Source organism: Pseudomonas sp. FG6 (genome assembly GCF_057809015.1).
The window spans coordinates 124211-146154 of record NZ_JBMDJD010000010.1 but is presented as its reverse complement, the minus strand read 5'-3'; the positions used below and the strand labels follow the sequence as shown (position 1 = coordinate 146154).

General features: G+C 62.2%; 19 protein-coding genes. 5 read left to right on the top strand and 14 right to left on the bottom strand.

Annotation, left to right across the window (positions count from 1 at the left end):
• Window positions 1-265: 265 nt before the first annotated feature.
• Window positions 266-955: an aquaporin Z gene (aqpZ, locus tag ACODSJ_RS09215; protein ID WP_489101422.1), complete on the top strand. Its 690-nt coding sequence runs from the start codon at window positions 266-268 to the stop codon at window positions 953-955.
• A gap of 16 nt (window positions 956-971) precedes the next feature.
• Here aqpZ and ACODSJ_RS09210 read toward each other — a convergent pair whose 3' ends face one another.
• The 7 genes from ACODSJ_RS09210 to aceK form a co-directional block, all read right to left on the bottom strand.
• Entirely contained in the window at window positions 972-2096 is a 1125-nt protein-coding gene (locus ACODSJ_RS09210; protein WP_489101421.1) for a GNAT family N-acetyltransferase, read from the bottom strand.
• Window positions 2097-2233: 137 nt separating this feature from the next.
• Window positions 2234-3544, bottom strand: coding sequence for an OprO/OprP family phosphate-selective porin (locus tag ACODSJ_RS09205; RefSeq protein WP_489101420.1), 1311 nt, complete (start codon window positions 3542-3544; stop codon window positions 2234-2236).
• A 210-nt stretch (window positions 3545-3754) separates the two neighbouring features.
• Window positions 3755-3991 carry an anti-sigma factor family protein gene (locus ACODSJ_RS09200; RefSeq protein ID WP_489101419.1) on the bottom strand — a complete coding sequence of 79 codons (237 nt, stop codon included), beginning with the start codon at window positions 3989-3991 and terminating at the stop codon, window positions 3755-3757.
• A complete protein-coding gene (locus ACODSJ_RS09195) occupies window positions 3985-4596 on the bottom strand; it encodes an RNA polymerase sigma factor (RefSeq protein WP_489101418.1) in 612 nt (203 codons plus the stop codon). The genes ACODSJ_RS09200 and ACODSJ_RS09195 overlap by 7 nt, the downstream gene beginning before the upstream one ends.
• A gap of 135 nt (window positions 4597-4731) precedes the next feature.
• A complete protein-coding gene (locus ACODSJ_RS09190; protein WP_489101417.1) occupies window positions 4732-5853 on the bottom strand; it encodes a beta-ketoacyl-ACP synthase III in 1122 nt (373 codons plus the stop codon).
• 338 nt (window positions 5854-6191) lie between these two features.
• Window positions 6192-10103 (bottom strand): ATP-dependent RNA helicase HrpA, encoded by a 3912-nt coding sequence (hrpA, locus tag ACODSJ_RS09185; RefSeq protein WP_489101416.1) that lies wholly within the window; start codon window positions 10101-10103, stop codon window positions 6192-6194.
• Window positions 10104-10288: 185 nt separating this feature from the next.
• Window positions 10289-12010 carry a bifunctional isocitrate dehydrogenase kinase/phosphatase gene (aceK, locus tag ACODSJ_RS09180; protein WP_489101415.1) on the bottom strand — a complete coding sequence of 574 codons (1722 nt, stop codon included), beginning with the start codon at window positions 12008-12010 and terminating at the stop codon, window positions 10289-10291.
• A gap of 130 nt (window positions 12011-12140) precedes the next feature.
• Between aceK and ACODSJ_RS09175 the strand changes: the two genes are divergently transcribed.
• Window positions 12141-13049, top strand: a complete 909-nt coding sequence (locus tag ACODSJ_RS09175; protein WP_489101414.1) for a DMT family transporter — start codon at window positions 12141-12143, stop codon at window positions 13047-13049.
• Between the two features lie 146 nt (window positions 13050-13195).
• Here the strand turns inward: ACODSJ_RS09175 and ACODSJ_RS09170 are convergent, their stop codons facing one another.
• Both ACODSJ_RS09170 and cysK read right to left on the bottom strand, forming a co-directional pair.
• Complete coding sequence (locus ACODSJ_RS09170; RefSeq protein ID WP_489101413.1) at window positions 13196-14134, bottom strand: aspartyl/asparaginyl beta-hydroxylase domain-containing protein; 939 nt, start codon at window positions 14132-14134, stop codon at window positions 13196-13198.
• Between the two features lie 184 nt (window positions 14135-14318).
• Complete coding sequence (gene cysK / locus ACODSJ_RS09165) at window positions 14319-15293, bottom strand: cysteine synthase A (RefSeq protein WP_489101412.1); 975 nt, start codon at window positions 15291-15293, stop codon at window positions 14319-14321.
• Window positions 15294-15423: 130 nt separating this feature from the next.
• Between cysK and ACODSJ_RS09160 the strand changes: the two genes are divergently transcribed.
• Window positions 15424-16500, top strand: coding sequence for a DUF748 domain-containing protein (locus ACODSJ_RS09160; RefSeq protein ID WP_489101411.1), 1077 nt, complete (start codon window positions 15424-15426; stop codon window positions 16498-16500).
• On the opposite strand, the gene ACODSJ_RS09155 is transcribed toward ACODSJ_RS09160, so the two are convergent.
• Together ACODSJ_RS09155 and ACODSJ_RS09150 are read right to left on the bottom strand one after the other, a co-directional pair.
• Window positions 16497-16997 (bottom strand): DUF2442 domain-containing protein, encoded by a 501-nt coding sequence (locus tag ACODSJ_RS09155; RefSeq protein ID WP_489101410.1) that lies wholly within the window; start codon window positions 16995-16997, stop codon window positions 16497-16499. The genes ACODSJ_RS09160 and ACODSJ_RS09155 overlap by 4 nt on opposite strands.
• The gene (locus tag ACODSJ_RS09150; RefSeq protein ID WP_489101409.1) at window positions 16985-17215 is read right to left on the bottom strand and encodes a DUF4160 domain-containing protein; all 231 of its coding nucleotides are present in this window, start codon (window positions 17213-17215) and stop codon (window positions 16985-16987) included. The genes ACODSJ_RS09155 and ACODSJ_RS09150 overlap by 13 nt, the downstream gene beginning before the upstream one ends.
• 198 nt (window positions 17216-17413) lie before the next feature.
• Here ACODSJ_RS09150 and ACODSJ_RS09145 point away from each other — a divergent pair, with 198 nt between their 5' ends.
• Together ACODSJ_RS09145 and ACODSJ_RS09140 are read left to right on the top strand one after the other, a co-directional pair.
• Window positions 17414-18259, top strand: a complete 846-nt coding sequence (locus ACODSJ_RS09145) for an AAA family ATPase (RefSeq protein ID WP_489101408.1) — start codon at window positions 17414-17416, stop codon at window positions 18257-18259.
• A gap of 34 nt (window positions 18260-18293) precedes the next feature.
• On the top strand, window positions 18294-19472 hold the full coding sequence (locus ACODSJ_RS09140) for a vWA domain-containing protein (protein WP_489101407.1): 1179 nt from the start codon (window positions 18294-18296) through the stop codon (window positions 19470-19472).
• A gap of 50 nt (window positions 19473-19522) precedes the next feature.
• Here the strand turns inward: ACODSJ_RS09140 and ACODSJ_RS09135 are convergent, their stop codons facing one another.
• The 3 genes from ACODSJ_RS09135 to ACODSJ_RS09125 are packed head-to-tail and all read right to left on the bottom strand — an operon-like array spanning window position 19523 to window position 21893.
• Window positions 19523-20443, bottom strand: coding sequence for a 5-oxoprolinase subunit C family protein (locus tag ACODSJ_RS09135; protein WP_489101406.1), 921 nt, complete (start codon window positions 20441-20443; stop codon window positions 19523-19525).
• On the bottom strand, window positions 20440-21144 hold the full coding sequence (gene pxpB, locus ACODSJ_RS09130) for a 5-oxoprolinase subunit PxpB (RefSeq protein ID WP_489101405.1): 705 nt from the start codon (window positions 21142-21144) through the stop codon (window positions 20440-20442). Before pxpB ends, ACODSJ_RS09135 begins: the two co-directional genes overlap by 4 nt.
• Window positions 21141-21893, bottom strand: coding sequence for a 5-oxoprolinase subunit PxpA (locus ACODSJ_RS09125; protein WP_489101404.1), 753 nt, complete (start codon window positions 21891-21893; stop codon window positions 21141-21143). The genes pxpB and ACODSJ_RS09125 overlap by 4 nt, the downstream gene beginning before the upstream one ends.
• Window positions 21894-21944: the final 51 nt, after the last annotated feature.

Below are 21944 nucleotides of genomic sequence, written 5' to 3'. Positions count from 1 at the left end.
ACGCCCCCGCCCCACAGAGGCCGGGTTCAAACAGTAACGACCTTTCTGAAAAATTCTGTCCAGCCCCACTTCCCCACCCACCGCAACGACATACTCCCCGCCAACCACGGCCAAAACCGCCACCGTCCCTGACGCTGGCGGTTTTTCAATGCCGCTGGAATTGTCGCAGCGCTCTGCTGTACTTAATTCAGGTTCTGGAGATGAATCTGTCGTAATGCTGCTGGACGCATAACCGATTGATCACGACTGTTTTCTCAAGGTGCCTATGTCTTTATTCAAACGTTCGGCCACTGAGTTGTTAGGTACGTTCTGGCTGGTGTTGGGCGGCTGTGGCAGTGCGGTGTTGGCTGCCTCGGGGATTGGTGTACTGGGGGTTGCCCTGGCGTTCGGCCTGACGGTGTTGACCATGGCATTCGCCATCGGCCCGATCTCGGGTTGCCACCTCAACCCGGCCGTGTCAGTGGGGTTGTTCGTGGGCGGGCGGTTTCCGGCCAAGGAGTTGCCCGCCTACATCGTCGCCCAGGTCATTGGCGGTGTGCTGGCCGCCGCATTGATCTACTTCATCGCCAGCGGCAAGGGCGGTTTCGACCTGGCCGCGTCTGGCCTGGCCGCGAACGGTTACGGCGAACACTCGCCCGGTGGGTATTCCATGGCGGCCGGTTTTGTCACCGAGCTGGTCATGACGGCGATGTTCATCCTGATCATCCTCGGAGCCACCGATAAGCGTGCGCCTGCCGGGCTGGCACCAATTGCCATCGGCCTGGCGCTGACGCTCATCCACCTGATCTCGATTCCCGTCACCAACACCTCCGTCAACCCGGCGCGCAGCACCGGTCCGGCGTTGATCGTCGGCGGCTGGGCCCTCGCGCAATTGTGGTTGTTCTGGGTGGCACCGTTGTTGGGTGCGGTGATCGGCGCAGTCTCGTACCGCTGGCTGGGTCAGGAAGACAACTGAGTCGTCCCCGCGAGAATCAGCACTGCCGATAAGGCAGTGCTGTCTTCGCCTCTTCGGCGTACGCCAGCACCCCTTCCTGCTCGCGCACGAGGAAGTCTTGCACCGCCGCCTTCAAGCCCGGATGGCGCAAGTAATGCCATGAGCGGGTAATCACCGGTTCGAACCCGCGAATCAACTTGTGCTCGCCCTGGGCGCCGGCGTCGAAACGCTGCAAGCCATGGGCAATGGCGTAATCCATCCCTTGGTAGAAACAGGTCTCGAAGTGCAGGCGGTCGAACTCCGCCAGGCAACCCCAATAGCGACCGTAGAAACTGTCGCCACCCACCAGACTGAACGCCATCGCCACCGGCCGCGGACCTTGCTTGGCCAACACCACGCGAATGGCCTCGGGCATACGCTCGGCCAGCAAGCTGAAAAACGCCCGGGTCAGGTACGGCGCCTGCCGACGCACCGCGTAAGTGTTGGCGTAACAGGCGTAGACAAAATCCCACTGCGCTTCGTCCAACTCACGGCCTTCGAGCCACTCGAACGCGATGCCCTGCCCCGCCACTTGCTCGCGCTCCTTGCGCATCTGCTTGCGCTTGCGGGAACTGAGCGCATCGAGAAAATCCTGGAAGTCCCGGTAACCGCGATTCTGCCAGTGATACTGGCAACCGATCCGCTGCAACCACCCCGCCTGCCCGGCCAGCGCCGCGTCGGTGAAAGCATCGGTGAAGTTGATGTGGGCACTGGAAAGCCCTTCGATTTCAAGATAACCCGGCAAGCTGCCAAGCAGCTCCAGGCCATCCTCCACCCGCGCCGCCAACAGTCGCGGACCACTGACCGGGCTGAATGGCACGGCTGTCAGCAGCTTGGGGTAATAGTCGATGCCCGCGCGGGCACAGGCATCGGCCCAACCGTGGTCGAACACGTACTCGCCGTAGGAATGCCACTTGCGGTAACTGGGCAAGGCCGCCAGCAGACGGCCGTCTTCGATGTGCAGCAAATGCTCAGGCTGCCAGCCGGATTGCGGACCGAGGCTGGCACTGTCTTCCAGCGCACTCAGGAAGGCGTGGCGCAGGAACGGCTGGTTGGCGGGCACCAGCGCGTCCCACTCTTGCGGCGCAATGGCGGACAGATTGTCCAGGACGTGAAGCGGCATGCGGGTCCTCGATAGCCGGACGATGGATGGAGCGAGTATCGCCGATCCTGACCGGACGCACATAAAAAAACCCCGCCAATGGCGGGGTCGAAAAAGGAGCTTTAACGGATGAAGAAAGAGCTCTGTATCAAATGCGCTTAGAACACGTACTGGGCACGGACAACCACGCCGCTGCCATCATCATCGCCGTTGACGTTGGTGACTTTGTCGGTCTTGGCCTTGACGTAGGCGGCGGAGATTTTCACTGCTTCGTTGGCGTACCAGTTCACGCCCAGGTTGTGCACCTTGGCTTCGGCATCGCCCACGTCGCGGGTGGCGGTGGCCGTGGTGATGTTGTCGTCTTCGACGGTCATGCTGTCGTAGCGATAGAACACTTCCCAGGCGCCGATGGATTTGTTCTGCGGCTTGATGGCGTCGAACTTGCCGACCTTATAGCCACGGGACTCGCCGGTGAGGGTGTAGGCGCCCTGGACATAGAAGCCATGGCCCTTGATGTCTTCGAAGCCGTCAGCATCAGCCTTGGTCTTGCGGGTGATGTATTCACCCTGGATCGACGCCGGGCCCATGGCGAAAGCGGCTTCCAGGCCGAGCGCGGTGTCGCGGTCGTAGGAGCCGGCCGGCGAGTTGTTGGCGCCGCCCAGGACCGGACGGTTGCCGTTAGGGCCGGCGTCGTTGCCGCCCAGGGTCTCGACACCGCGCATGCCCAGGCGGGAGCGGTAACGTGCGTCGAACACGGTGTCGGAAACGTCGCGCGAGGCCACGTTCAAACCGAAGTGCAGCACGTTGCCAGCGTCATGCATCGGCGCGAACACGAAGCGACCGTTAACTTGCTTGACGCTGTTGCCGTCGGTGTCGTCGGTGTCCTTGCTGAACACACCGGCCGAGGCGTAGAACGAATCGGCGAAGGTGCTGGAGGCTTGCAGGCCCAGGCCGTTCTGGTGGCTGTTGGCCCAGTCGATCAGGTCGTAGGCAGCGTTACGTTCTGGCGCAGTCACCCACTTGGAGCTGGTGGCTTTTTCCAGGCCGAAATCGGGGTCGAAACGGCCGACCTTGATCGACACCGGCTTGAAGCCGTTGTAGGCCAGGGACGCTTCGTCGAAGTAGCCGTTGTCGGAGTCGCCACTGTTGTGGGACATGTCGTAGTTGATGGTGTAGGCCCAATCCGTGTACAGCACACCCGACAGTTCCAGGAAGGCGCGACGGATGTAAGCGGCGTCGGCCTTGTCGCCATTGTCGGTGTAGATGCCGTCGAACTGGCTGTAGTCAGCCTGCAGACGGCCGCCGAGCTTGAAGCTGAACTCTTTGTCAGTGGTCGCGACCTCAAGGCCGCCCTTGGTCTTGACCACGATATCGGCGCCGTCGGTGGTGACGGTGCCGGCGAAAGCCTGGGCGGTTACTGCCATGGCCAGTGCGCTGGCGGCAACACCTGCGAAGTGCTTACGGATCATCGAAGAATTCCCCTGTTGGTAGTCTATGCGTTAGAAAACACGCGGAACTGGGCCCGCTGGTGTTGGGAGGGGATCTTGGCGGTGGGTTGTGTCAGGGGAGTTGCTGTCAGATAAAGATTTTATGACAGCGGAACTTTTTACTTCGAATGGGAATAACTACACACGCACGTCCCTGCTCGCTCCCACAGGGATACTGGGGGAATTCAAAATTTAGCGAATGCTCTTGCGCCGCTCCGCCGCAAGCTTTTCGGCGAGGTGGTCGAGGTCCGGAACGGGCGCTTTCGGCAGTTTCCTGAGGGTGGCCTGCATCAGGCGCATCTGGCGGATGAACCGGCGGCAGTTGGGGCAGAACATCAGGTGATGGCGCACCATCAGGCGTTCACGGAAGCTCAGTTGCCCGTCGAGATAGTCGCTGGAGCGTGCCACTTGTTCCTTGCAGGTCAGCATTCGCCGGTTTCCTCGAAATGTTCAACAGTCGCGAAGACCTTCAGTCGGGCGCGATGCAACAGCACGCGTACATTGGAGAGCGAGATGTCCAGCAGATTACAGATTTCGTCCAGCTCCAGGCCCTGTTGTTCGCGCAGGGTCAGCACGCTGCCTTGCAGTTCCGACAGGCTGAGCAAGGTGTGCTCCAGGCAATCGCGCAGTTCACTTTCCGTGAGCAGCGCTTCAGGCGTGTCCTGGTGCCAGGCGAACGGCGCCAGCAACCAATGGCCATCGGCGGCGAAACGATCATCGTCAATGGTGCCGTGGGGTGACGGCAGGTCATCGAGCAGCACTTCGCGCCGGTTCTGCTTGTAGCGGCCCTTGGCGGTGTTGGCCGTGATGGTCAGCAGCCAGGTCTTGAGGCTGGAACGCCCCTGGAAGCCCCCGAGGTTGCGCACCACCGAGAGCCAGGCGTCCTGCACCACTTCGTCGACATGACGATGGCCGACGATGGCATAGGCCACGGCGCGCATCGGGCCCTGGTAGGCGCTGACCAGTTCCTTGTAGGCCTGCTGCTCGCCGGCCAGCAGGCGGTGGAGCAGTTGTGTGTCGTCGGTGACCGTCATTCAACGCCCTATTACTGGAAAGATCGCCGTTGTGAGAACAAGACCTGTGGGAGCAAGGCTTGCCCGCGATGGCGATTTCAAGGATGCCATCGCGAGCAAGCTTTGCTCCCACAACCTGAATCCCGTCGCCAACGATCAACGCTTGCGCAAAATCACGCTGCCAATCGAATACCCCGCGCCAAACGAGCTGAGCACGGCCACCGAACCGCTGGGCAGATCGTCCTGGTGCAGGTGGAACGCAATCACCGACCCGGCCGAACTGGTGTTGGCGTAGCGGTCGAGGATCACCGGCGCCTCTGCTTCGGTGGCTTCGCGGCCCAGCAGTTTGCGCACGATCAGGTGGTTCATGCTCAGGTTGGCCTGGTGCAGCCAGAAGCGCTTCACTTCGCCGACGCTCAATTGGTTCTCTTCCAGATGGACCCCGATCAGTTCGGCCACCATCGGGCAGACATCACGAAACACCTTGCGACCTTCCTGGACGAACAGCTTGTCGCGGCTGCCGATACCCTCTTGCGCAGCACGGTTGAGAAAACCGAAATTGTTGCGGATGTTGTTGGAGAACTGGGTAAGCAGCTTGGTGCTGACCACGTCGAACTGGTGCGACGAGGTCGCCTGGTCCGCCCGTTCGATGATCACGGCGGTGGCCGCATCGCCAAAAATGAAATGGCTGTCACGGTCGCGGAAGTTCAGGTGGCCGGTGCAGACCTCCGGGTTGACCATCAGGATCGCCCGGGCCTGGCCCAGTTGCACGCTGTTGGCCGCCGTCTGGATGCCGAACGTCGCCGAGGAACAGGCCACGTTCATGTCGAAACCGAAACCTTCGATGCCCAGGGCTTGCTGGACTTCGATGGCGATGGCCGGGTACGGACGCTGCAGGTTGGAGCAGGCGACGATCACCCCGTCGATGTCGGCGGCGGTGCGGCCGGCACGCTCCAGGGCCTGTTTCGCGGCACCGACGGCCATTTCGCAGAGCACCGACCACTCTTCGTTGGAGCGCTCGGGCAAACGTGGGGTCATGCGTTGCGGGTCGAGGATGCCGTCCTTGTCCATGACAAAGCGGCTCTTGATGCCGGAAGCCTTTTCGATGAATGCGGCGTTGGACTCGGTCAACGCCTCGACGTCACCGCGCTCGATGGCCTCGGCGTTGTCGGCGTTGAACTGCGCGACGTAGGTGTTGAACGATTGCACCAGCTCTTCGTTGGAGATGCTGTTGGCCGGGGTGTACAGGCCGGTGCCGCTGATGACGACGTTATGCATGGGTCGTGTCTCTGATCTGTTCAGGCAGAAAGCATTGGTACCGACGTACCAATACACAAAGGGTCTTTTCCCATCCCGGGGAAGCAGACCTGGCAGCGCTTTATTCCGATCCGCCCGTGGAAGTGAAGCTCAAAACCGCGAGGCCGGCATTTATAGCGACGAAGTTTGCCATAAACACTGGGGGTTGGCCCATTGTCCATTAGCAACACCATAACCCCCTGTGGGAGCGAGCCTGCTCGCGATAGCGGTGGTTCAGTTGCATTGATGTTGACTGATACACCGCTATCGCGAGCAGGCTCGCTCCCACAGGGGATGTAGGGGCTATCCAATCTACGGGATCAAGCCTCCACCAGCCCCCACTGCTTACCCAGACGCTTGTCCGAGATCGGCACCTTGGTGCCCAACTGCTGGGCGAACAGCGACACCCGGTATTCTTCCAGCCACCAGCGGTACAGTTCCAGTTGCGGGTCGCGCTTGCCTTCCTGGACGTGTTTGCCGGCACGGGCCTGGTATTGCGCCCAGAGGTTCGACAGCTCGCCGCTCCAGACCCGGTCCTTCTGCACCTGGCTGCCGAGTTTCTCGAAGCGCTGCTCGATGGCCTTGAGGTAGCGCGGCAGTTCCTTGAGCCATTGATGTGGCGTTTCACGGACGAAGCCCGGGTACACCAGGTGGCTGAGTTGCTGCTTGATGTCGTTCAGCGCCACGGCCTGGGCCAGGTCGATCTTGCCCTTGAAACGTTTTTGCAGGCCATGCCAGAGCTTGAGGATGTCCAGAGTCAGTTTCGCCAAGCGCTCGGCGTGTTCGGTCCAACTGCCGCGCTTGCGCTCGGCCAGGGAAGCCAGCGCAGCACCGTCCCGGGGCAAACTCGCTTCGCCTTCGAGCACGCAACTGTCCAGGCTGGTCAGCAGGATGTCTTCCACCAGGCTGTCGACACGGCCCAGGTCGCGGTACAACAGGCCCAGGTCCGTCAACCCTGGCAACTTGCCGCGCAGGAACTTGGCCGACTCGGCCAGTTGCTGCATCAGCAAGCGCTGCAAGGCGCGGCGATGCTGGAACTCGGCTTCGGCCGGCGTCGGGAAACGCCCTTCCTTGACCACGCCACCCTCTTCCACCAACGCCGGGTAGACCGTCATCGACAGCCCGGCGATCTTCTGTTGGGTCTTCTCGGCCACCGGTGCGAAGACTTTCGCCTCCACCGGCGCCTGGCTTTTCGCCGTTTGCGGCACGGCCAAGGCGGCCTGGCTGGCCTCGGCAAAACGCGCCGTCAATTCGGCCAGGTCGCGGCCCTCGCCGAGGAATTTGCCCTGGCCGTCGACGATTTCCAGGTTCATGCGCAGGTGGCTTTCCACCTGCTGTGCAGATTCTGCCCAGGCTTCGTCACTGACCCGCGCGCCGGTCATGCGCAGCAGTTCACGCCCCAGGGACTGCGGCAACGAGCCCTCGGCGAAGGTGATGCGTTGCAGCGCCGCCTTGACGAAGTCCGGCACCGGCACGAAGTTCTTGCGCAAGGCCTTGGGCAGGTTGCGCACCAGGGCGATGCACTTGGCTTCGATCATCCCGGGCACCAGCCACTCCAGCCGCTCGGGTGGCAGCATCGGCAGCAACGGTGCCGGCACTCGCAACGTCACGCCGTCGCGGGGATGGTTGGGCTCGAAGTGATAGCTCAGCGGCAGGGTCAGATCGCCGACGCGCAAGGTGTCGGGGTACTGCGCGGCGGTGACTTCACTGGCTTCACGGGCCAGCACGTCTTCCTCGCGCATGATCAGCAGCTGCGGGTCTTTCTGGCTGTTGATCCGGTACCAGCTGTCGAACGTCGCGCTCTGGTGGATCTCGGCCGGCAGGCGCGCGTCGTAGAAGGCAAACAGGGTTTCCTCGTCCGCCAGGATGTCGCGACGACGCGCCTTGGCTTCCAATTCGTCCAGCTGTTCCAGCAAGCGGGTGTTGGCGCCCAGGCACTTGGCCTTGGACTGGATCTCGCCACGTACCAGAGCCTCGCGAATGAACAGCTCACGGGACACCACCGGGTCCACCGGGCCGTAATGCACCGGTCGACGACCGACCACGATCAGGCCGAACAGGGTGATCTGCTCATACGCCACCACTTGTCCGCGCTTCTTCTCCCAATGGGGTTCGAAGTGGTTTTTCTTGATCAGGTGCCCGGCCAGCGGCTCGATCCAGTCCGGTTCGATCTTGGCCACCATGCGCGCGTACAGCTTGGTGGTTTCCACCAGTTCGGCGGTCATCAGCCACTGCGGACGCTTCTTGCCCAGGCCCGACGACGGGTGGACCCAGAACCGCCGCTGGCGCGCGCCGAGGTAATCGCCGTCTTCGGTTTTCTGGCCGATCTGGCTCAGCAGGCCCGAGAGCACCGCCTTGTGCAGTCTGGGATAGTCGGCCGGCTCTTTGTTGAGGCTCAACTGTAGGTCGCGGCAGATCAGGCTCAACTGGCGATGGGAGTCGCGCCACTCGCGCAAGCGCAAGTAGTTGAGGAAGTTCTTGCGGCACCAGTTGCGCAACGGGTTGGCGGTCAAGGCCTGGCGTTGCTCTTCAAAACCGCGCCACAGGTTGACCAGCCCGGCGAAATCCGAATCCGCATCTTTCCATTGGGCATGGGCCTGGTCGGCCGCTTGTTGGCGCTCGGGCGGACGTTCGCGCGGGTCCTGGATCGACATGGCGCTGGCGACAATCAGCACTTCCTGCAAGCTGCCCAGCTTCGCCGCTTCCAACAGCATGCGGCCCATGCGCGGGTCCACCGGCAGGCGCGCCAACTGCCGACCGAGCGGGGTCAACTGGCTGTTGCGGTCCACCGCCGACAGTTCTTGCAGCAGGTTGAAACCGTCGCTGATGGCCTTGCCATCCGGCGGTTCGATGAACGGGAAATCGGTGATCTCGCCCAGGCGCAGGTGCAGCATCTGCAAGATGACCGCCGCCAGGTTGGTGCGCAGGATCTCGGGGTCGGTGAATTCCGGCCGGCCAAGGAAATCCTCTTCGCTGTACAGCCGCACACAGATCCCCGGCTCGACCCGCCCGCAACGGCCCTTGCGCTGGTTGGCGCTGGCCTGGGAAATGGCTTCGATGGGCAAGCGCTGGACCTTGGCGCGGTAGCTGTAGCGGCTGATGCGCGCGGTGCCGCTGTCGATCACGTAGCGGATGCCCGGCACGGTGAGCGAGGTTTCGGCGACGTTGGTCGCCAGCACCACCCGACGGCCCGGGTGGGACTGGAAGATCCGCTGCTGCTCGGCCGGCGACAGTCGTGCATACAGCGGCAGGATCTCGGTGTGCTTGAGCTGGGCCTTGCGCAGCATCTCCGCCGCATCGCGGATCTCCCGCTCGCCCGGCAAGAACACCAGCACATCGCCCGGGCTGCGACGCTCGCTGCGCTCGTAGGCGGCGATCTCATCGAGGGTGGCGAGGATGGCCTGGTCGATGGTCAGGTCGTCCTCGACCCGGTTGCCCTCCTCGTCCTGTTCCAGGGTCATCGGGCGGTACCAGGTTTCCACCGGGAACGTCCGGCCCGAGACTTCGACGATGGGGGCGTTGTCGAAATGCTTGGAAAAGCGCTCCAGGTCAATGGTCGCCGAGGTGATGATGACCTTGAGGTCAGGACGGCGTGGCAACAGGGTTTTCAGATAGCCGAGCAGGAAGTCGATGTTCAGGCTGCGCTCGTGGGCTTCGTCGACGATGATCGTGTCGTAGCGTTCGAGGTAACGATCGTTCTGGGTCTCGGCCAGCAGGATCCCGTCGGTCATCAGCTTGATCAGGGTGTTGGCGTCGCTCTGGTCTTCGAACCGCACCTGATAACCCACCAGCGCCCCCAGCGGCGTCGCCAGCTCCTCGGCCACACGACTGGCCACACTGCGCGCGGCGATCCGGCGTGGCTGGGTGTGACCGATCAACCCGTGCTGGCCGCGACCGATCTCCAGGCAGATCTTCGGCAACTGGGTGGTTTTGCCCGAGCCGGTCTCGCCGGCGATGATCAGCACCTGGTGCTTGAGCAACGCCTCTTTGATTTCGTCGCGCTTGGCGGCGATCGGCAACTGGTCGTCGTAGCGAATCACCGGCAGGCTGGCCTTGCGCGCCTGCACCAGATCGCAGGACGCCTGCATGCGCGTCACCCACTGGGCCAGCCTTGCCTCGTCGGGCTTCTTGCGCAGCTCGAGCAACTGGCGCCGCAACCGATGACGGTCAGCGAGCATGGCGTGGTCGAGGTTCTTCAACAATTTGTCGATAGCGGGGGCTTGGTCAGTCATCAGGCAGGCAAGGGTCGTCGTTTTGAGCAGGGGGCGATTGTCGCAGATTTGTCTGCCTGTGGGAGCAAGGCTTGCCCGCGATGAAGATGACGCGATCCATCAGGAATCGAGGCGTCTGTTTCGCGAGCAAGCTTTGCTCCCACAGGCAGGGCTCCTCGCCACAAGGAACTTCGTTTGCTTGACGATTATTCGCTGTCCCGATCCTTACGCCGATACGGAAACACATCGATCACCTTCCCCGCCCGGATCGCCTCTTGCAGGCTTTTCCAGTAATCGGCGTTGTACAGCTCGCCGTGCAGTTGGTCGAACAGTTTGCGCTGCCCGGCGTCGGCGAACAGGAACGGCGGGAATTCTTCGGGGAAGACGTCCAGCGGGCCAATGGAGTACCAGGGCTCGGAGGCCATTTCGTCTTCTGGCGTGCGTGGCGCGGGGATGTGGCGGAAGTTGGCTTCGGTCAGGAAGCAGATTTCATCGTAGTCATAGAACACCACGCGGCCATGGCGGGTCACGCCGAAGTTCTTGAGCAGCATGTCGCCGGGGAAGATATTGGCCGCCGCCAGTTGCTTGATGGCCAGGCCGTAGTCTTCCAGGGCTTCGCGCACCTGGGCCTCGTTGGCGTTCTCCAGATAGAGGTTCAGAGGCGTCATGCGCCGTTCGGTCCAGCAGTGGCGAATCAGCACGGTGTCGCCTTCCACCGACACCGTGGACGGTGCCACTTGCAGCAATTCCTCCAGGCACGCTGGCTCGAACTTGCCCAGGGGAAAGCGGAAATCGGCGAACTCCTGGGTGTCGGCCATGCGCCCGACCCGGTCGACGCTTTTCACCAGGCGGTACTTCTCGATCACCGTGGCCCGGTCGACGTTCTTCGACGGCGAGAACCGGTCCTTGATGATCTTGAACACGGTGTTGAACCCCGGCAGGGTGAACACGCTCATGACCATGCCGCGCACGCCCGGCGCCATGATGAACTGGTCGTCGGTGTTCGCCAGGTGGTTGATCAGCGCCCGATAGAACTCCGACTTGCCGTGCTTGTAGAAACCGATGGAGGTGTACAGCTCGGCAATGTGCTTGCCCGGCAGGATGCGCTTGAGAAAGCCGATGAATTCCGCCGGCACCGGCACGTCCACCATGAAGTAGGAACGGGTGAACGAGAAGATGATCGACACTTGCGCCTCATCGGTGATCAACGCGTCGATCTGAATGCCCCGGCCCTCGCGGTGCAGCAGCGGGATTACCAACGGCCATTGGTCGTCACGGGTGTAGATCCGCCCCACCAGGTAGGCACCCTTGTTGCGGTACAGCACCGAGGAAAACAACTCCACCGTCAGTTCCGGGTCCTTGCAAACCCAATCCGGCAGGTTCTCGCGCAACTGCGCTTCGAGGCGTTGCAGGTCGCCGGGCAAGTCGGCGTAGTCTTCGCTGAAACGGTAATCGGCAAAGATGCTCGCCAGCATCCGGCCCAGTTGCCCCTGGGGTTTGTAGGTGCGTGTCTGGGCGGCGCGGGCCCGGCGCAGGCTCGGCCGGGTGGTGTGGATGAACATGGTGCCGTCGCTGATCAGGTCATGGCTGAACAGCCCGCAGAAGATCGAGTTGTACCAGGTCTCCGACAGCTCATCGTCAAAACGCAGGTCGATCAGGCTGATGTAGGCGCTTTTGACCAGCGGCCAGCAACCGACGTCCATCAACGTTTCGGCGTCGAAGGCCTTGTGAAGCCTGGCGACGGTTTCGAAGACTTTTTCTTCATACAAGTTGATGCGCGCCGCCGAGGCCGCTTGCGCCTCCAGCCACTGGGCCCGCTCGAACCGAGCGCGGGCACCATCGGTGATCTGGCGAAAATGCTCACGATAATCGTCGAAGCCGTCGAGGATCGAACGGGCGATATCGGTGGCGGGCCATGGCTGCGGCATAGGGTTAACCTCGGCGGGTCAAGCTTGTTATTGGCGACTGAGCTTAGAGGCCAATCGCTCGGCAAGGCAACCATTGCCATCGCTATTCAGGGCGGCGACACTTGCCCTCCCATCAAGGAAGGAGTGACTCGTGAACCTCGTCGACATCCTGCGTTTACTGTCACTGGCCGCCATCTGGGGTGCCAGTTTCCTGTTCATGCGCATCATTGCCCCTGTCATTGGCACGATCCCCACTGCCTTTTTTCGCGTGTCCATCGCCTTCGTCGGGCTGCTGGTGATCCTGGCCCTGATGCGCGTCGACTGGAATTTTCGCGGCAAGCTCAAAGTCGTGATGGGGCTGGGCCTGATCAACTCCGGCATTCCGGCGACGTTCTATTCCCTGGCGGCCCAGGTGCTGCCGGCGGGCTACTCGGCGATCTTCAATGCCACCACGCCATTGATGGGCGTGCTGATCGGCGGTTTGTTCTTCAGCGAAAAACTCACCACGGCCAAGGTCTGCGGTGTGTTCCTCGGCCTGTTCGGGGTCGGCATCCTGACCCGCGCAGGCCCGGTGGCCTTCGACCTGCCCTTGCTGATGGGTGCCCTCGCCTGCCTGATGGCCACGACCTGCTACGGCTTCGCCGGTTTCCTCACCCGCCGTTGGCTGGATCATCAGGGTGGGCTCGACAGTCGTCTTTCCGCCTTGGGCAGCATGTTGGGAGCCACGGTATTTCTGCTGCCGCTGTTTGGCTACAGCGTCATCACCCAGCCGCCGGCCAGTTGGGGTGGCTGGAGCGTATGGTTGTCATTGCTGGGGCTGGGGCTGGTGTGCACCGCACTGGCGTACATTCTTTATTTCCGCCTGCTCAGTTCCATCGGTCCGGTCAAATCCATGACCGTGACCTTCCTGATCCCGCCGTTCGGCGTGTTGTGGGGCGCGTTGCTGCTGGATGAGCCGCTGGGGATGGCGCATCTGTATGGCGGGGTGTTGATTGCGGCGGCGTTGTGGTTGGTGCTCAAGCCTGGGGGGGAGAAGCCGGCTGAGGTGCCTGCAAGGTAGTCCATAGGTGTGGCTGAGGACGTCATCGCGGGCAAGCCTTGTTCCCACAAGAACTGCATAGGCCCTGTGAAAACAAGGCTTGCCCCTGACACATAACCTGTGGGAGCAAGGCTTGCCCGCGATAGCGATATTCCAGCTGTCGGCGATTAACCGAACAACCAATAGCCCAGCGCCACCAGCACCACCACCGCCAGCACCGGACGCAATGCCCGGTACACCTTGGGCTGCTTGCGCTTGAATTGCTTGACCCGACCGCTGATGCCATCGCTGAACGACTTGCTCCAGGCGTAGGCACGGTTGATGCCGCCGACGTGTTCATCGTCCAGGTTCTGCGGGGCAGTAGCACGGCCGAGGAAGGCACTGACGGTGCGGTTGATGCGGGTCATCAGTCGGTTACTCAACGGCCGCTCGACATCGCAGAACAGGATCACCCGCGTCTGCGGCGTTTCGTTCTTGACCCAGTGCACATAGGTTTCGTCGAACATCACGTCTTCACCGTCGCGCCAGGCATAGACCTGGCCGTCGACGAAGATCCGGCAGTCATCGGAATTGGGCGTGGACAGCCCCAGGTGATAGCGCAACGAACCGGCGAACGGATCGCGGTGCGGATTGAGGTGGCTATCGCCCGGCAGCAGGGCAAACATCGCCCCACGCACGTTGGGGATACGGTTGACCAGCTCGACGGTCCTGGGGCACAGCAACTCGGCCGACGGCAGCGCTTTGTCGTACCACTTGAGGTAGAAGCGCTTCCAGCCCTTCTTGAAAAACGAACCGAAACCGGCGTCGTTGTTCTTTTCAGCGGCGCGGATATACCCCTCATCGAACAGGTGCATGGCCTCGTCACGGATGACTTGCCAGTTGTCCCTGAGCACATCCAGCTCCGGAAACCTGCTGCGGTCCAGGTAGGGTTTGGACGGTACGCCGGAGAACAGGTACATCAAGGCGTTATAGGGCGCGAACAATGCCGAGTGATTGACGAACTGGCGCAATACCGGCAAGCGCGCCTTGCCGCGCAGGTGCACATAAAGCGTACTGCCCATAAACAGCAGCAGTACCGAGGCCTTGGCGACAAACGAAACGGTCATTTACAACTCCTTGTCGGAAAACAACACACGATGCCGACAGCATGGCGCGAGGGGCGCTCATGTTATCGATCAAGACCGGGCGGGAAAACCGCCCGGCCTGACATTCACTGTTGAGAATCAAGCAACAATGTCCTTCTTAACAGACGCGACCTGAACCTTGGCTGACGCCTGTCAAACACTGCGATTACTGCTGAGTCTCCTGCTCGGTAAACAAATCACTGAACAACATGCTCGACAAGTACCGCTCACCCGAATCCGGCAGGACCACCACGAGGGTCTTGCCCTGCATCTCGGGTTTTTCCGCCAGCCGCACGGCCACAGCCATCGCTGCGCCGCCGGAAATCCCGCAGAGGATGCCCTCCTCCTGCATCAAGCGCAGGGCCATGACCTTGGACTCTTCATCGGTGACCTGCTCGACCTGGTCGACGATCGACAGGTCCAGGTTCTTCGGCACGAACCCTGCGCCAATCCCCTGGATCTTGTGGGGACTGGGCTTGATTTCCTGGCCCGCCATCGCCTGGCTGATCACCGGCGAGCTTTGCGGCTCCACCGCCACCGACAGGATCGGCTTGGCGCAGGTGTTCTTGATATACCGCGACACCCCGGTAATGGTTCCGCCCGTGCCGACGCCTGCCACCAGCACGTCCACTGCGCCGTCAGTGTCGTTCCAGATTTCCGGCCCCGTGGTTTTTTCATGGATCGCCGGGTTCGCCGGGTTATCGAACTGTTGCGGCATGAAATATTGGTCGGGGTCGCTGGCGAGGATCTCGGCGGCCTTGTCGATAGCGCCCTTCATGCCCTTGGCCGGCTCAGTGAGCACCAGCTCCGCGCCGAGCGCCTTGAGCACCTTGCGCCGTTCGATGCTCATGGAGGCCGGCATCGTCAGCATCAGCTTGTAGCCGCGAGCGGCCGCGACGAACGCCAGGCCGATGCCGGTGTTGCCGGAAGTCGGCTCGATAATGGTCATGCCGGGCTTGAGCTTGCCCGAGCTTTCAGCGTCCCAGATCATGTTCGCGCCGATCCGGCACTTGACCGAATAACCAGGGTTGCGCCCCTCGGTCTTGGCCAGGATAGTCACGCCGCGAGGGGCGATGCGATTGATCTGCACCAGTGGCGTATTGCCGATGGAGTGGGCGTTGTCAGCGAATATGCGGCTCATGACTGGGGTCCTTGATGCAGTGAAATTCAGGCGTTCAAAGGTAAGCCTGTTGCCCATGGGCGTCCAGTTGCGCCGAACGATCCAGCGGCTATGACAGTCAATGGCTTAACAACGCTGGAGACTGACAGCCATGAAACGTCGATACAGCTGGCCACTGTGGGTTTTCGCCGCCATCGTCGCGTTGCTGGTGGCCCTGCATTTCAGCCTGCCTTACCTGGTGCGCAACTACCTGAACGACAAGCTGGCCGACATGGGCGATTATCGCGGCCAGGTGGTCGATGTGGACCTTGCACTCTGGCGCGGCGCCTACCGGATCAACGGCCTGAAAATCGTCAAGGTCGACGCCAAGGTCCCGGTGCCGTTCGTCGACGCGCCGCGGGTGGACCTGTCCGTCAGTTGGCATTCATTGTGGTACGACCATGCCGTCGTGGCCGAAGTGGAGTTCAGCCAGCCGGAAGTGAACTTCGTCGACGGCGGCGCCAATCGCCAGAACTCCCAGACGGGCCAAGGCACCAACTGGCGTGAGCAACTGAGCAAGTTGATGCCCATCACCTTCAACGAAGTGCGGATCCGGGACGGCAAGGTCAGTTTCCGCAATTTCAACTCCAAGCCGCCGGTCAATCTGCGGGCCACCGAGGTCAATGCCAGCCTCTACAACCTGACCAACGTGGAGGACACCAAGGGCAAGCGCGACGCCCGTTTCGAGGGCAAGGCCCTGGTGGCCGAGCACGCGCCCCTGGAAATGCAGGCCACCTTCGACCCCTTGAGCAAGTTCGAGGATTTCGACTTCCGCCTGCGGGCCAGGAACATCGAACTCAAGCGCCTCAACGATTTCGCCGCGGCCTATGGCAAGTTCGATTTCAACGCCGGCCACGGCGACCTGGTGATCGAGGCAGAAGCCAAGAACGCCAAGCTCAGCGGCTATATCAAGCCCCTGCTAAGGGACGTGGATGTGTTCGATTGGCAACAGGATGTGGAAAACGAGAAAAAGAACATCTTCCGCTCGGTCTGGGAAGCGCTGGTCGGCACGGGTGAAACGGCCCTCAAGAACCAGCGCAAGAACCAGTTCGCCACCCGGGTGGAACTGCACGGCAACGTTCACCAACAGGACATCAGTGCCTTCGAAGCCTTTCTGGAGATATTGCGCAACGGCTTCATCGAGGCCTTCAATGCCCGTTATGAGCGACCAGCGCCATCGAATGACTAGGGTTTGCGCGTGACGGTGTAGCGGCCCGTCGATTCCGCCGCCACAACTGCCCCCCCACGTTGCAGCGAATCCCAGCCCAGGCACGCCAGGGCGAGCGAACGCGGCACCGCTTCGCGACCGCTGCTGTAGCGACTGATGCTACGGGTGCTGACCCCCAGCGCTTCGGCCGCCTTGTTCAACGGCAGCCCGGTGCGTGCGCGCCAAGCAATGAAGATACGGGTGTTTTCATCCTTGGCATTTTGCGCCAAGGCGTCCAGGTACAAGGTATCGGCACCGATCTGGATGTCCAGCTCGGGCCATTCCACACTCCAGCCATCGTCGCCCAGCGCCGCACCGGCAAACGCGCCCTCTTCCCGCAGCGGCTGCAAGCCGGGAAAGCGTTGCACATCGGCACTTATATCCAGCGTCAGTCGCTGCCCGTCGATGAACGTCAAGTCCAGGCTGAAGGGCAGCAAAACCTGCACGGCCAGGAGCCTGGGTCGTTTCATGGGTAACATCGTTTCCAATCCTCCAACAGTTGCACTTGATGAGTCCTGACCCAGTCCAGCGCTTCCTTGATGATCAACGGTGGCGCCCGGCCCATCATCACCTCGACGGTATCCAGGCTCAGCATCACATCCAACCCACCACCGGTGAGGTGAACATGGGGTGGCGGATGATCCCTTTCGCGCAGTTGAATGCGGTAGGTGTTTTTGAATCGATATTTAGTAGACATGCCCCGAGGCTATAGCCAAATTGGCGATAGTCAATACTGGCAAGCAGCCGAGACTGAGTCAACATGTGACGACACATTCAGAGACTGAATACAGCGTCTGCGTTCACAGTCGGCGCGGCGCCGCGTTATAGTCGGGCACGCTATTTATTTCGCACGCCCGCCTCGCCAGGCCGGTGGCACCGCTCGAGGAATTTGCAGATGAAGTTCGAAGGCACCCGCGCCTACGTGGCCACCGATGACCTGAAGCTGGCCGTCAATGCCGCCATCACCCTGGAGCGCCCGTTGCTGGTCAAGGGCGAACCGGGCACCGGCAAGACCATGCTGGCCGAACAACTGGCCGAGTCCTTCGGCGCCCGCCTGATCACCTGGCACATCAAGTCCACCACCAAGGCTCACCAGGGCCTGTACGAGTACGACGCGGTCAGCCGCCTGCGCGACTCGCAACTGGGCGTGGACAAGGTCCACGACGTGCGCAACTACCTGAAGAAGGGCAAGCTCTGGGAAGCGTTCGAGTCCGAGGAGCGGGTGATCCTGCTCATCGACGAAATCGACAAGGCCGACATCGAGTTCCCCAACGACCTGCTGCAAGAACTCGACAAGATGGAGTTCTATGTCTACGAGACCGATGAAACCATCAAGGCCAAGCAGCGGCCGATCATCATCATTACCTCCAACAATGAAAAAGAGCTGCCGGACGCGTTCCTGCGCCGCTGCTTCTTCCACTACATCGCCTTCCCCGACCGCGTCACCTTGCAGAAAATCGTCGACGTGCACTACCCGAACATCAAGAAAGAGCTGGTCAGCGAAGCGCTGGACGTGTTCTTCGACGTGCGCAAGGTGCCGGGCCTGAAGAAAAAACCGTCCACCTCCGAACTGGTGGACTGGCTCAAGTTGTTGATGGCCGACAACATCGGCGAAGCGGTATTGCGCGAGCGTGATCCGACCAAGGCCATTCCGCCGCTGGCCGGGGCCCTGGTCAAGAACGAACAGGACGTGCAATTGCTCGAACGCCTGGCGTTCATGAGCCGTCGCGGCACACGCTGACCTCTTCGTCCCACAAGCGCGAGGGCCGATTGCCATGCTGCTTAACCTGTTCAATGAGATGCGCGCCGCCAAGGTGCCCGTGTCGGTGCGTGAACTGCTGGACCTGATCAATGCCCTTGAACAGCGGGTGATCTTCGCCGACATGGACGAGTTCTATTACCTGTCCCGGGCGATCCTGGTGAAGGACGAACGGCATTTCGACAAGTTCGACCGGGCGTTTGCCGCGTACTTCAATGGCCTGGAGAAACTCGACGATCACCTCCAGGCATTGATCCCCGAAGACTGGCTGCGCAAGGAGTTCGAACGCTCGCTGAGCGAGGAGGAGCGTGCGCAGATCCAGTCCCTGGGCGGCCTGGACAAGCTGATCGAGGAATTCAAGAAACGCCTGGAAGAACAGAAGGAACGCCATGCCGGTGGCAACAGATGGATCGGCACCGGCGGCACCAGCCCGTTCGGTTCCGGCGGTTTCAACCCCGAAGGCATCCGGGTCGGCGACGCCGGCAAGCGCCAGGGCAAGGCCGTGAAGGTCTGGGACCAGCGCGAATACAAGAACCTCGACGACCAGGTCGAATTGGGCACGCGCAACATCAAGGTCGCCCTGCGCCGCCTGCGCAAGTTCGCCCGCCAGGGCGCGGCCGAAGAGCTGGACATCGACGGCACCATCGACCACACCGCCCGGGACGCCGGCCTGCTGAACATCCAGATGCGCCCGGAACGACGCAACACGGTCAAGCTGTTGCTGCTGTTCGACATCGGTGGCTCGATGGACGCCCACGTGAAGATCTGCGAAGAACTGTTTTCGGCCTGCAAGACCGAGTTCAAGCACCTGGAGTATTTCTACTTCCACAACTTCGTGTACGAGTCGGTGTGGAAGAACAACCTGCGCCGCACCTCCGAACGCACCTCGACCCACGACCTGCTGCACAAGTATGGCCCCGACTACAAAGTGATCTTCATCGGCGACGCCGCCATGGCCCCCTATGAAATCACCCAGGCCGGCGGCAGCGTCGAGCATTGGAACGAAGAAGCGGGCTATGTGTGGATGCAGCGCTTCATGGAGACGTACAAGAAACTCATCTGGATCAACCCCTACCCCAAGGACACCTGGGGCTACACCGCCTCGACCCACATCGTGCGCGAATTGGTGGAAGACCGGATGTATCCGCTGACGTTGCGGGGGTTGGAGGAAGGGATGCGGTTTCTTTCCAAGTAAGATCTCGGGTGTCTGGAAGGGCCTCTTCGTCGGATCGCCGCCCGAAGCTTTTAGCCCTTCAAAAACACCTGCAAACACTCCACCTGCTGCCGATGCGCAACCGCCTGCACCACCGGCCGCAAGCGCACCTGCGCCCCGGGCAGGCATTGCGCCAACCGGGCCAGGGACAATGGCGTCAAGGCGCCCAGGCGTGGATAGCCACCGATGGTCTGCCGGTCGTTGAGCAACACAATCGGCTGACCATCCGGCGGCACCTGCACGGCGCCCAGGGGGATGCCCTCGGAAATCATCGCCGGGCCCTGATATTCCAGTGGCGTGCCCAGCAACCTCATGCCCATGCGGTCGGCGCGACTGTCCAGGGTCCAGGACGTATTGAAGGCGTCGAACAGACTCTGCCCGCTGAACGCGCCGTTCTGCGCGCCGAGGATCAGGTCCAACGGCTGTGCCTGCTGGAAATCAGGAATCCGCGAGCGCGGCATGGGCCGTGGTGCCGCCGAGCCTGAGTAGCTCAGATGCTCACCACGCCCCAGCGCCCGCCCCATCCCATCCAGGCCGCCGAGTGCCTCGCGCACCACCGTCGAACGGCTGCCCAGCACCGCAGGCGCCTCGAACCCACCGGGGGCCGCCAGGTAAGCCCGGGCGCCGTTCACCGGCTGGGTAAGCGCCAGCACCTGACCTTTGCGCAGGCCAAAATAGCGCCATGACGCCACGGCCTGGCCGTCCAGCCGCGCGCCCAGGTCCGCCCCTGCCAGGGCCAGCACGCAATCGTCTTCGGCCACCACAGTGAAACCGCCGAGGGTGATCTCCACCACCGCCGCGTCCAAGGCATTGCCCAACATCCAGTTGGCCCACGCCATCGACAGCCAGTCCGCCGCCCCGCCCTGGGTCACGCCCAGGTGCCTCACGCCGAAACGGCCCGTGTCCTGCAACAGGCACAGCGGTGTGCTGGCCTCGATCAACAGACGGCTCATGCCGAAGCCTCCTGTGGAGTGTCATCGCCACCCAGGGAAATGAATTCGGCGTGGTCCACGGCGGCAAAGCGCACCGTGTCGCCGGGCTGCATCAGGCTGTAGCCCTCACGCTCGCGGTCGAACAGCTTGGCCGGGGTGCGCCCGATCAGGTTCCAGCCGCCGGGCGAAACCAGCGGGTACGCCGCCGTCTGGCGCTCGGCGATGCCGACGCTGCCGGCGGCCACGCGCTTGCGCGGCGTGTCGAGGCGCGGCGCGGCCAGTTCCTCCTCCACCAGCCCCATGAAGGCGAACCCGGGGGCAAAACCCAGGGCAAACACCTGGTACTCGCGCTCGCTGTGGCGGCGGATCACCTGCGCCACCGTCAAGCCGCTGCGGCTCGCCAGCAGGTCCAGTTCCGGCCCGACGCTGGGGTCGTACCACACCGGCAGCACGTGGCACTGGCCAACCGAGCGGGCGTCGGGCGAGAGATTGTTCAGCGCCTCACTGACCAGTTCCCGGGCTTGGACCGGGTTCAGCGCCAGCAGGTCGTAATGCACCATCAATGTGGTGTAGGACGGCACCAGGTCGATCAGACGTTCGGCAAACACCGCTCGCAGGCGTTCGCTGGCAGCGAGCATCCACGGCATGTTGGCCTCGGCGATCTCATCGAACAGGCGCACCATCAGGCAGTCCACCGCCACCCCTTCCACCCGTGGTTTCATGATGCAGTCTGCCGGTCCAGGGCTTCGCGAATGCGTTGCACGGCCGCCACGGAACTGGCGTTATCACCGTGTACGCACAAGGTGTTGGCCTCAAGGTGCAAGGCGCTGCCGTCGCTGGCGGTCAACGCATCGCCGCAGGCAATGCGCAGCGCCTGCTCGATAATCACCTCGGGGTCGTGGTGCACCGCGCCCGGCAGTTGCCGCGAAACCAGGTGGCCGGCGCTGTCGTAGGCGCGATCGGCAAAGGCTTCGAACCACAGGGTCAGGCCGTACTCGTCGCCCAGGGCCTGGGCGGCGCTGTTGTCCCGGGTCGCCATCAACATCAGCGGCAGCGTCCGGTCATAGGCGGCCACCGCCTGGATCACTGCACGCAGTTGCGCCGGGTTAGCCATCATGTCGTTGTACATCGCGCCATGGGGTTTGACGTAGCTGACCCGTCCACCCTGGGCCCGACAAAGGCCGTCGAGGGCACCGATCTGGTAGTGCAGCAAGTCCTGCAATTCCTGGGCGCCGTAGGCCATGGAGCGACGGCCGAAACCCGCCAGGTCCTGATAGGCCGGGTGCGCGCCGATTCGTACGCCATGGCTCAAGGCCAGGCTGACGGTCTTGCGCATGGTGCTCGGGTCGCCGGCGTGAAAGCCGCAGGCGATGTTGGCGCAATCGATGAAGGGCATCACCTCGGCGTCCAGACCCAGGGTCCAGTGGCCGAAGCTTTCGCCGATGTCGCAGTTCAATAGCAGGCGGTTCACGCTGAACGCTCCTGTAGGTGCTTTCTTTGGACCATGGGGGATTTAGCCCCA

Bases quoted from the DNA above. Each gene is read 5' to 3' on its own strand.
- cysK (WP_489101412.1), bottom strand. From the start codon at position 15,293: ATGAGCCGCATATTCGCTGACAACGCCCACTCCATCGGCAATACGCCA.
- ACODSJ_RS09145 (WP_489101408.1), top strand. From the start codon at position 17,414: ATGAAGTTCGAAGGCACCCGCGCCTACGTGGCCACCGATGACCTGAAG.
- ACODSJ_RS09155 (WP_489101410.1), bottom strand. From the start codon at position 16,997: ATGTTACCCATGAAACGACCCAGGCTCCTGGCCGTGCAGGTTTTGCTG.
- aqpZ (WP_489101422.1), top strand. From the start codon at position 266: ATGTCTTTATTCAAACGTTCGGCCACTGAGTTGTTAGGTACGTTCTGG.
- ACODSJ_RS09200 (WP_489101419.1), bottom strand. From the start codon at position 3,991: ATGCTGACCTGCAAGGAACAAGTGGCACGCTCCAGCGACTATCTCGAC.
- ACODSJ_RS09150 (WP_489101409.1), bottom strand. From the start codon at position 17,215: ATGTCTACTAAATATCGATTCAAAAACACCTACCGCATTCAACTGCGC.
- ACODSJ_RS09170 (WP_489101413.1), bottom strand. From the start codon at position 14,134: ATGACCGTTTCGTTTGTCGCCAAGGCCTCGGTACTGCTGCTGTTTATG.
- ACODSJ_RS09210 (WP_489101421.1), bottom strand. From the start codon at position 2,096: ATGCCGCTTCACGTCCTGGACAATCTGTCCGCCATTGCGCCGCAAGAG.
- ACODSJ_RS09135 (WP_489101406.1), bottom strand. From the start codon at position 20,443: ATGAGCCGTCTGTTGATCGAGGCCAGCACACCGCTGTGCCTGTTGCAG.
- ACODSJ_RS09195 (WP_489101418.1), bottom strand. From the start codon at position 4,596: ATGACGGTCACCGACGACACACAACTGCTCCACCGCCTGCTGGCCGGC.
- ACODSJ_RS09160 (WP_489101411.1), top strand. From the start codon at position 15,424: ATGAAACGTCGATACAGCTGGCCACTGTGGGTTTTCGCCGCCATCGTC.
- hrpA (WP_489101416.1), bottom strand. From the start codon at position 10,103: ATGACTGACCAAGCCCCCGCTATCGACAAATTGTTGAAGAACCTCGAC.
- ACODSJ_RS09205 (WP_489101420.1), bottom strand. From the start codon at position 3,544: ATGATCCGTAAGCACTTCGCAGGTGTTGCCGCCAGCGCACTGGCCATG.
- pxpB (WP_489101405.1), bottom strand. From the start codon at position 21,144: ATGAAACCACGGGTGGAAGGGGTGGCGGTGGACTGCCTGATGGTGCGC.
- aceK (WP_489101415.1), bottom strand. From the start codon at position 12,010: ATGCCGCAGCCATGGCCCGCCACCGATATCGCCCGTTCGATCCTCGAC.
- ACODSJ_RS09140 (WP_489101407.1), top strand. From the start codon at position 18,294: ATGCTGCTTAACCTGTTCAATGAGATGCGCGCCGCCAAGGTGCCCGTG.
- ACODSJ_RS09190 (WP_489101417.1), bottom strand. From the start codon at position 5,853: ATGCATAACGTCGTCATCAGCGGCACCGGCCTGTACACCCCGGCCAAC.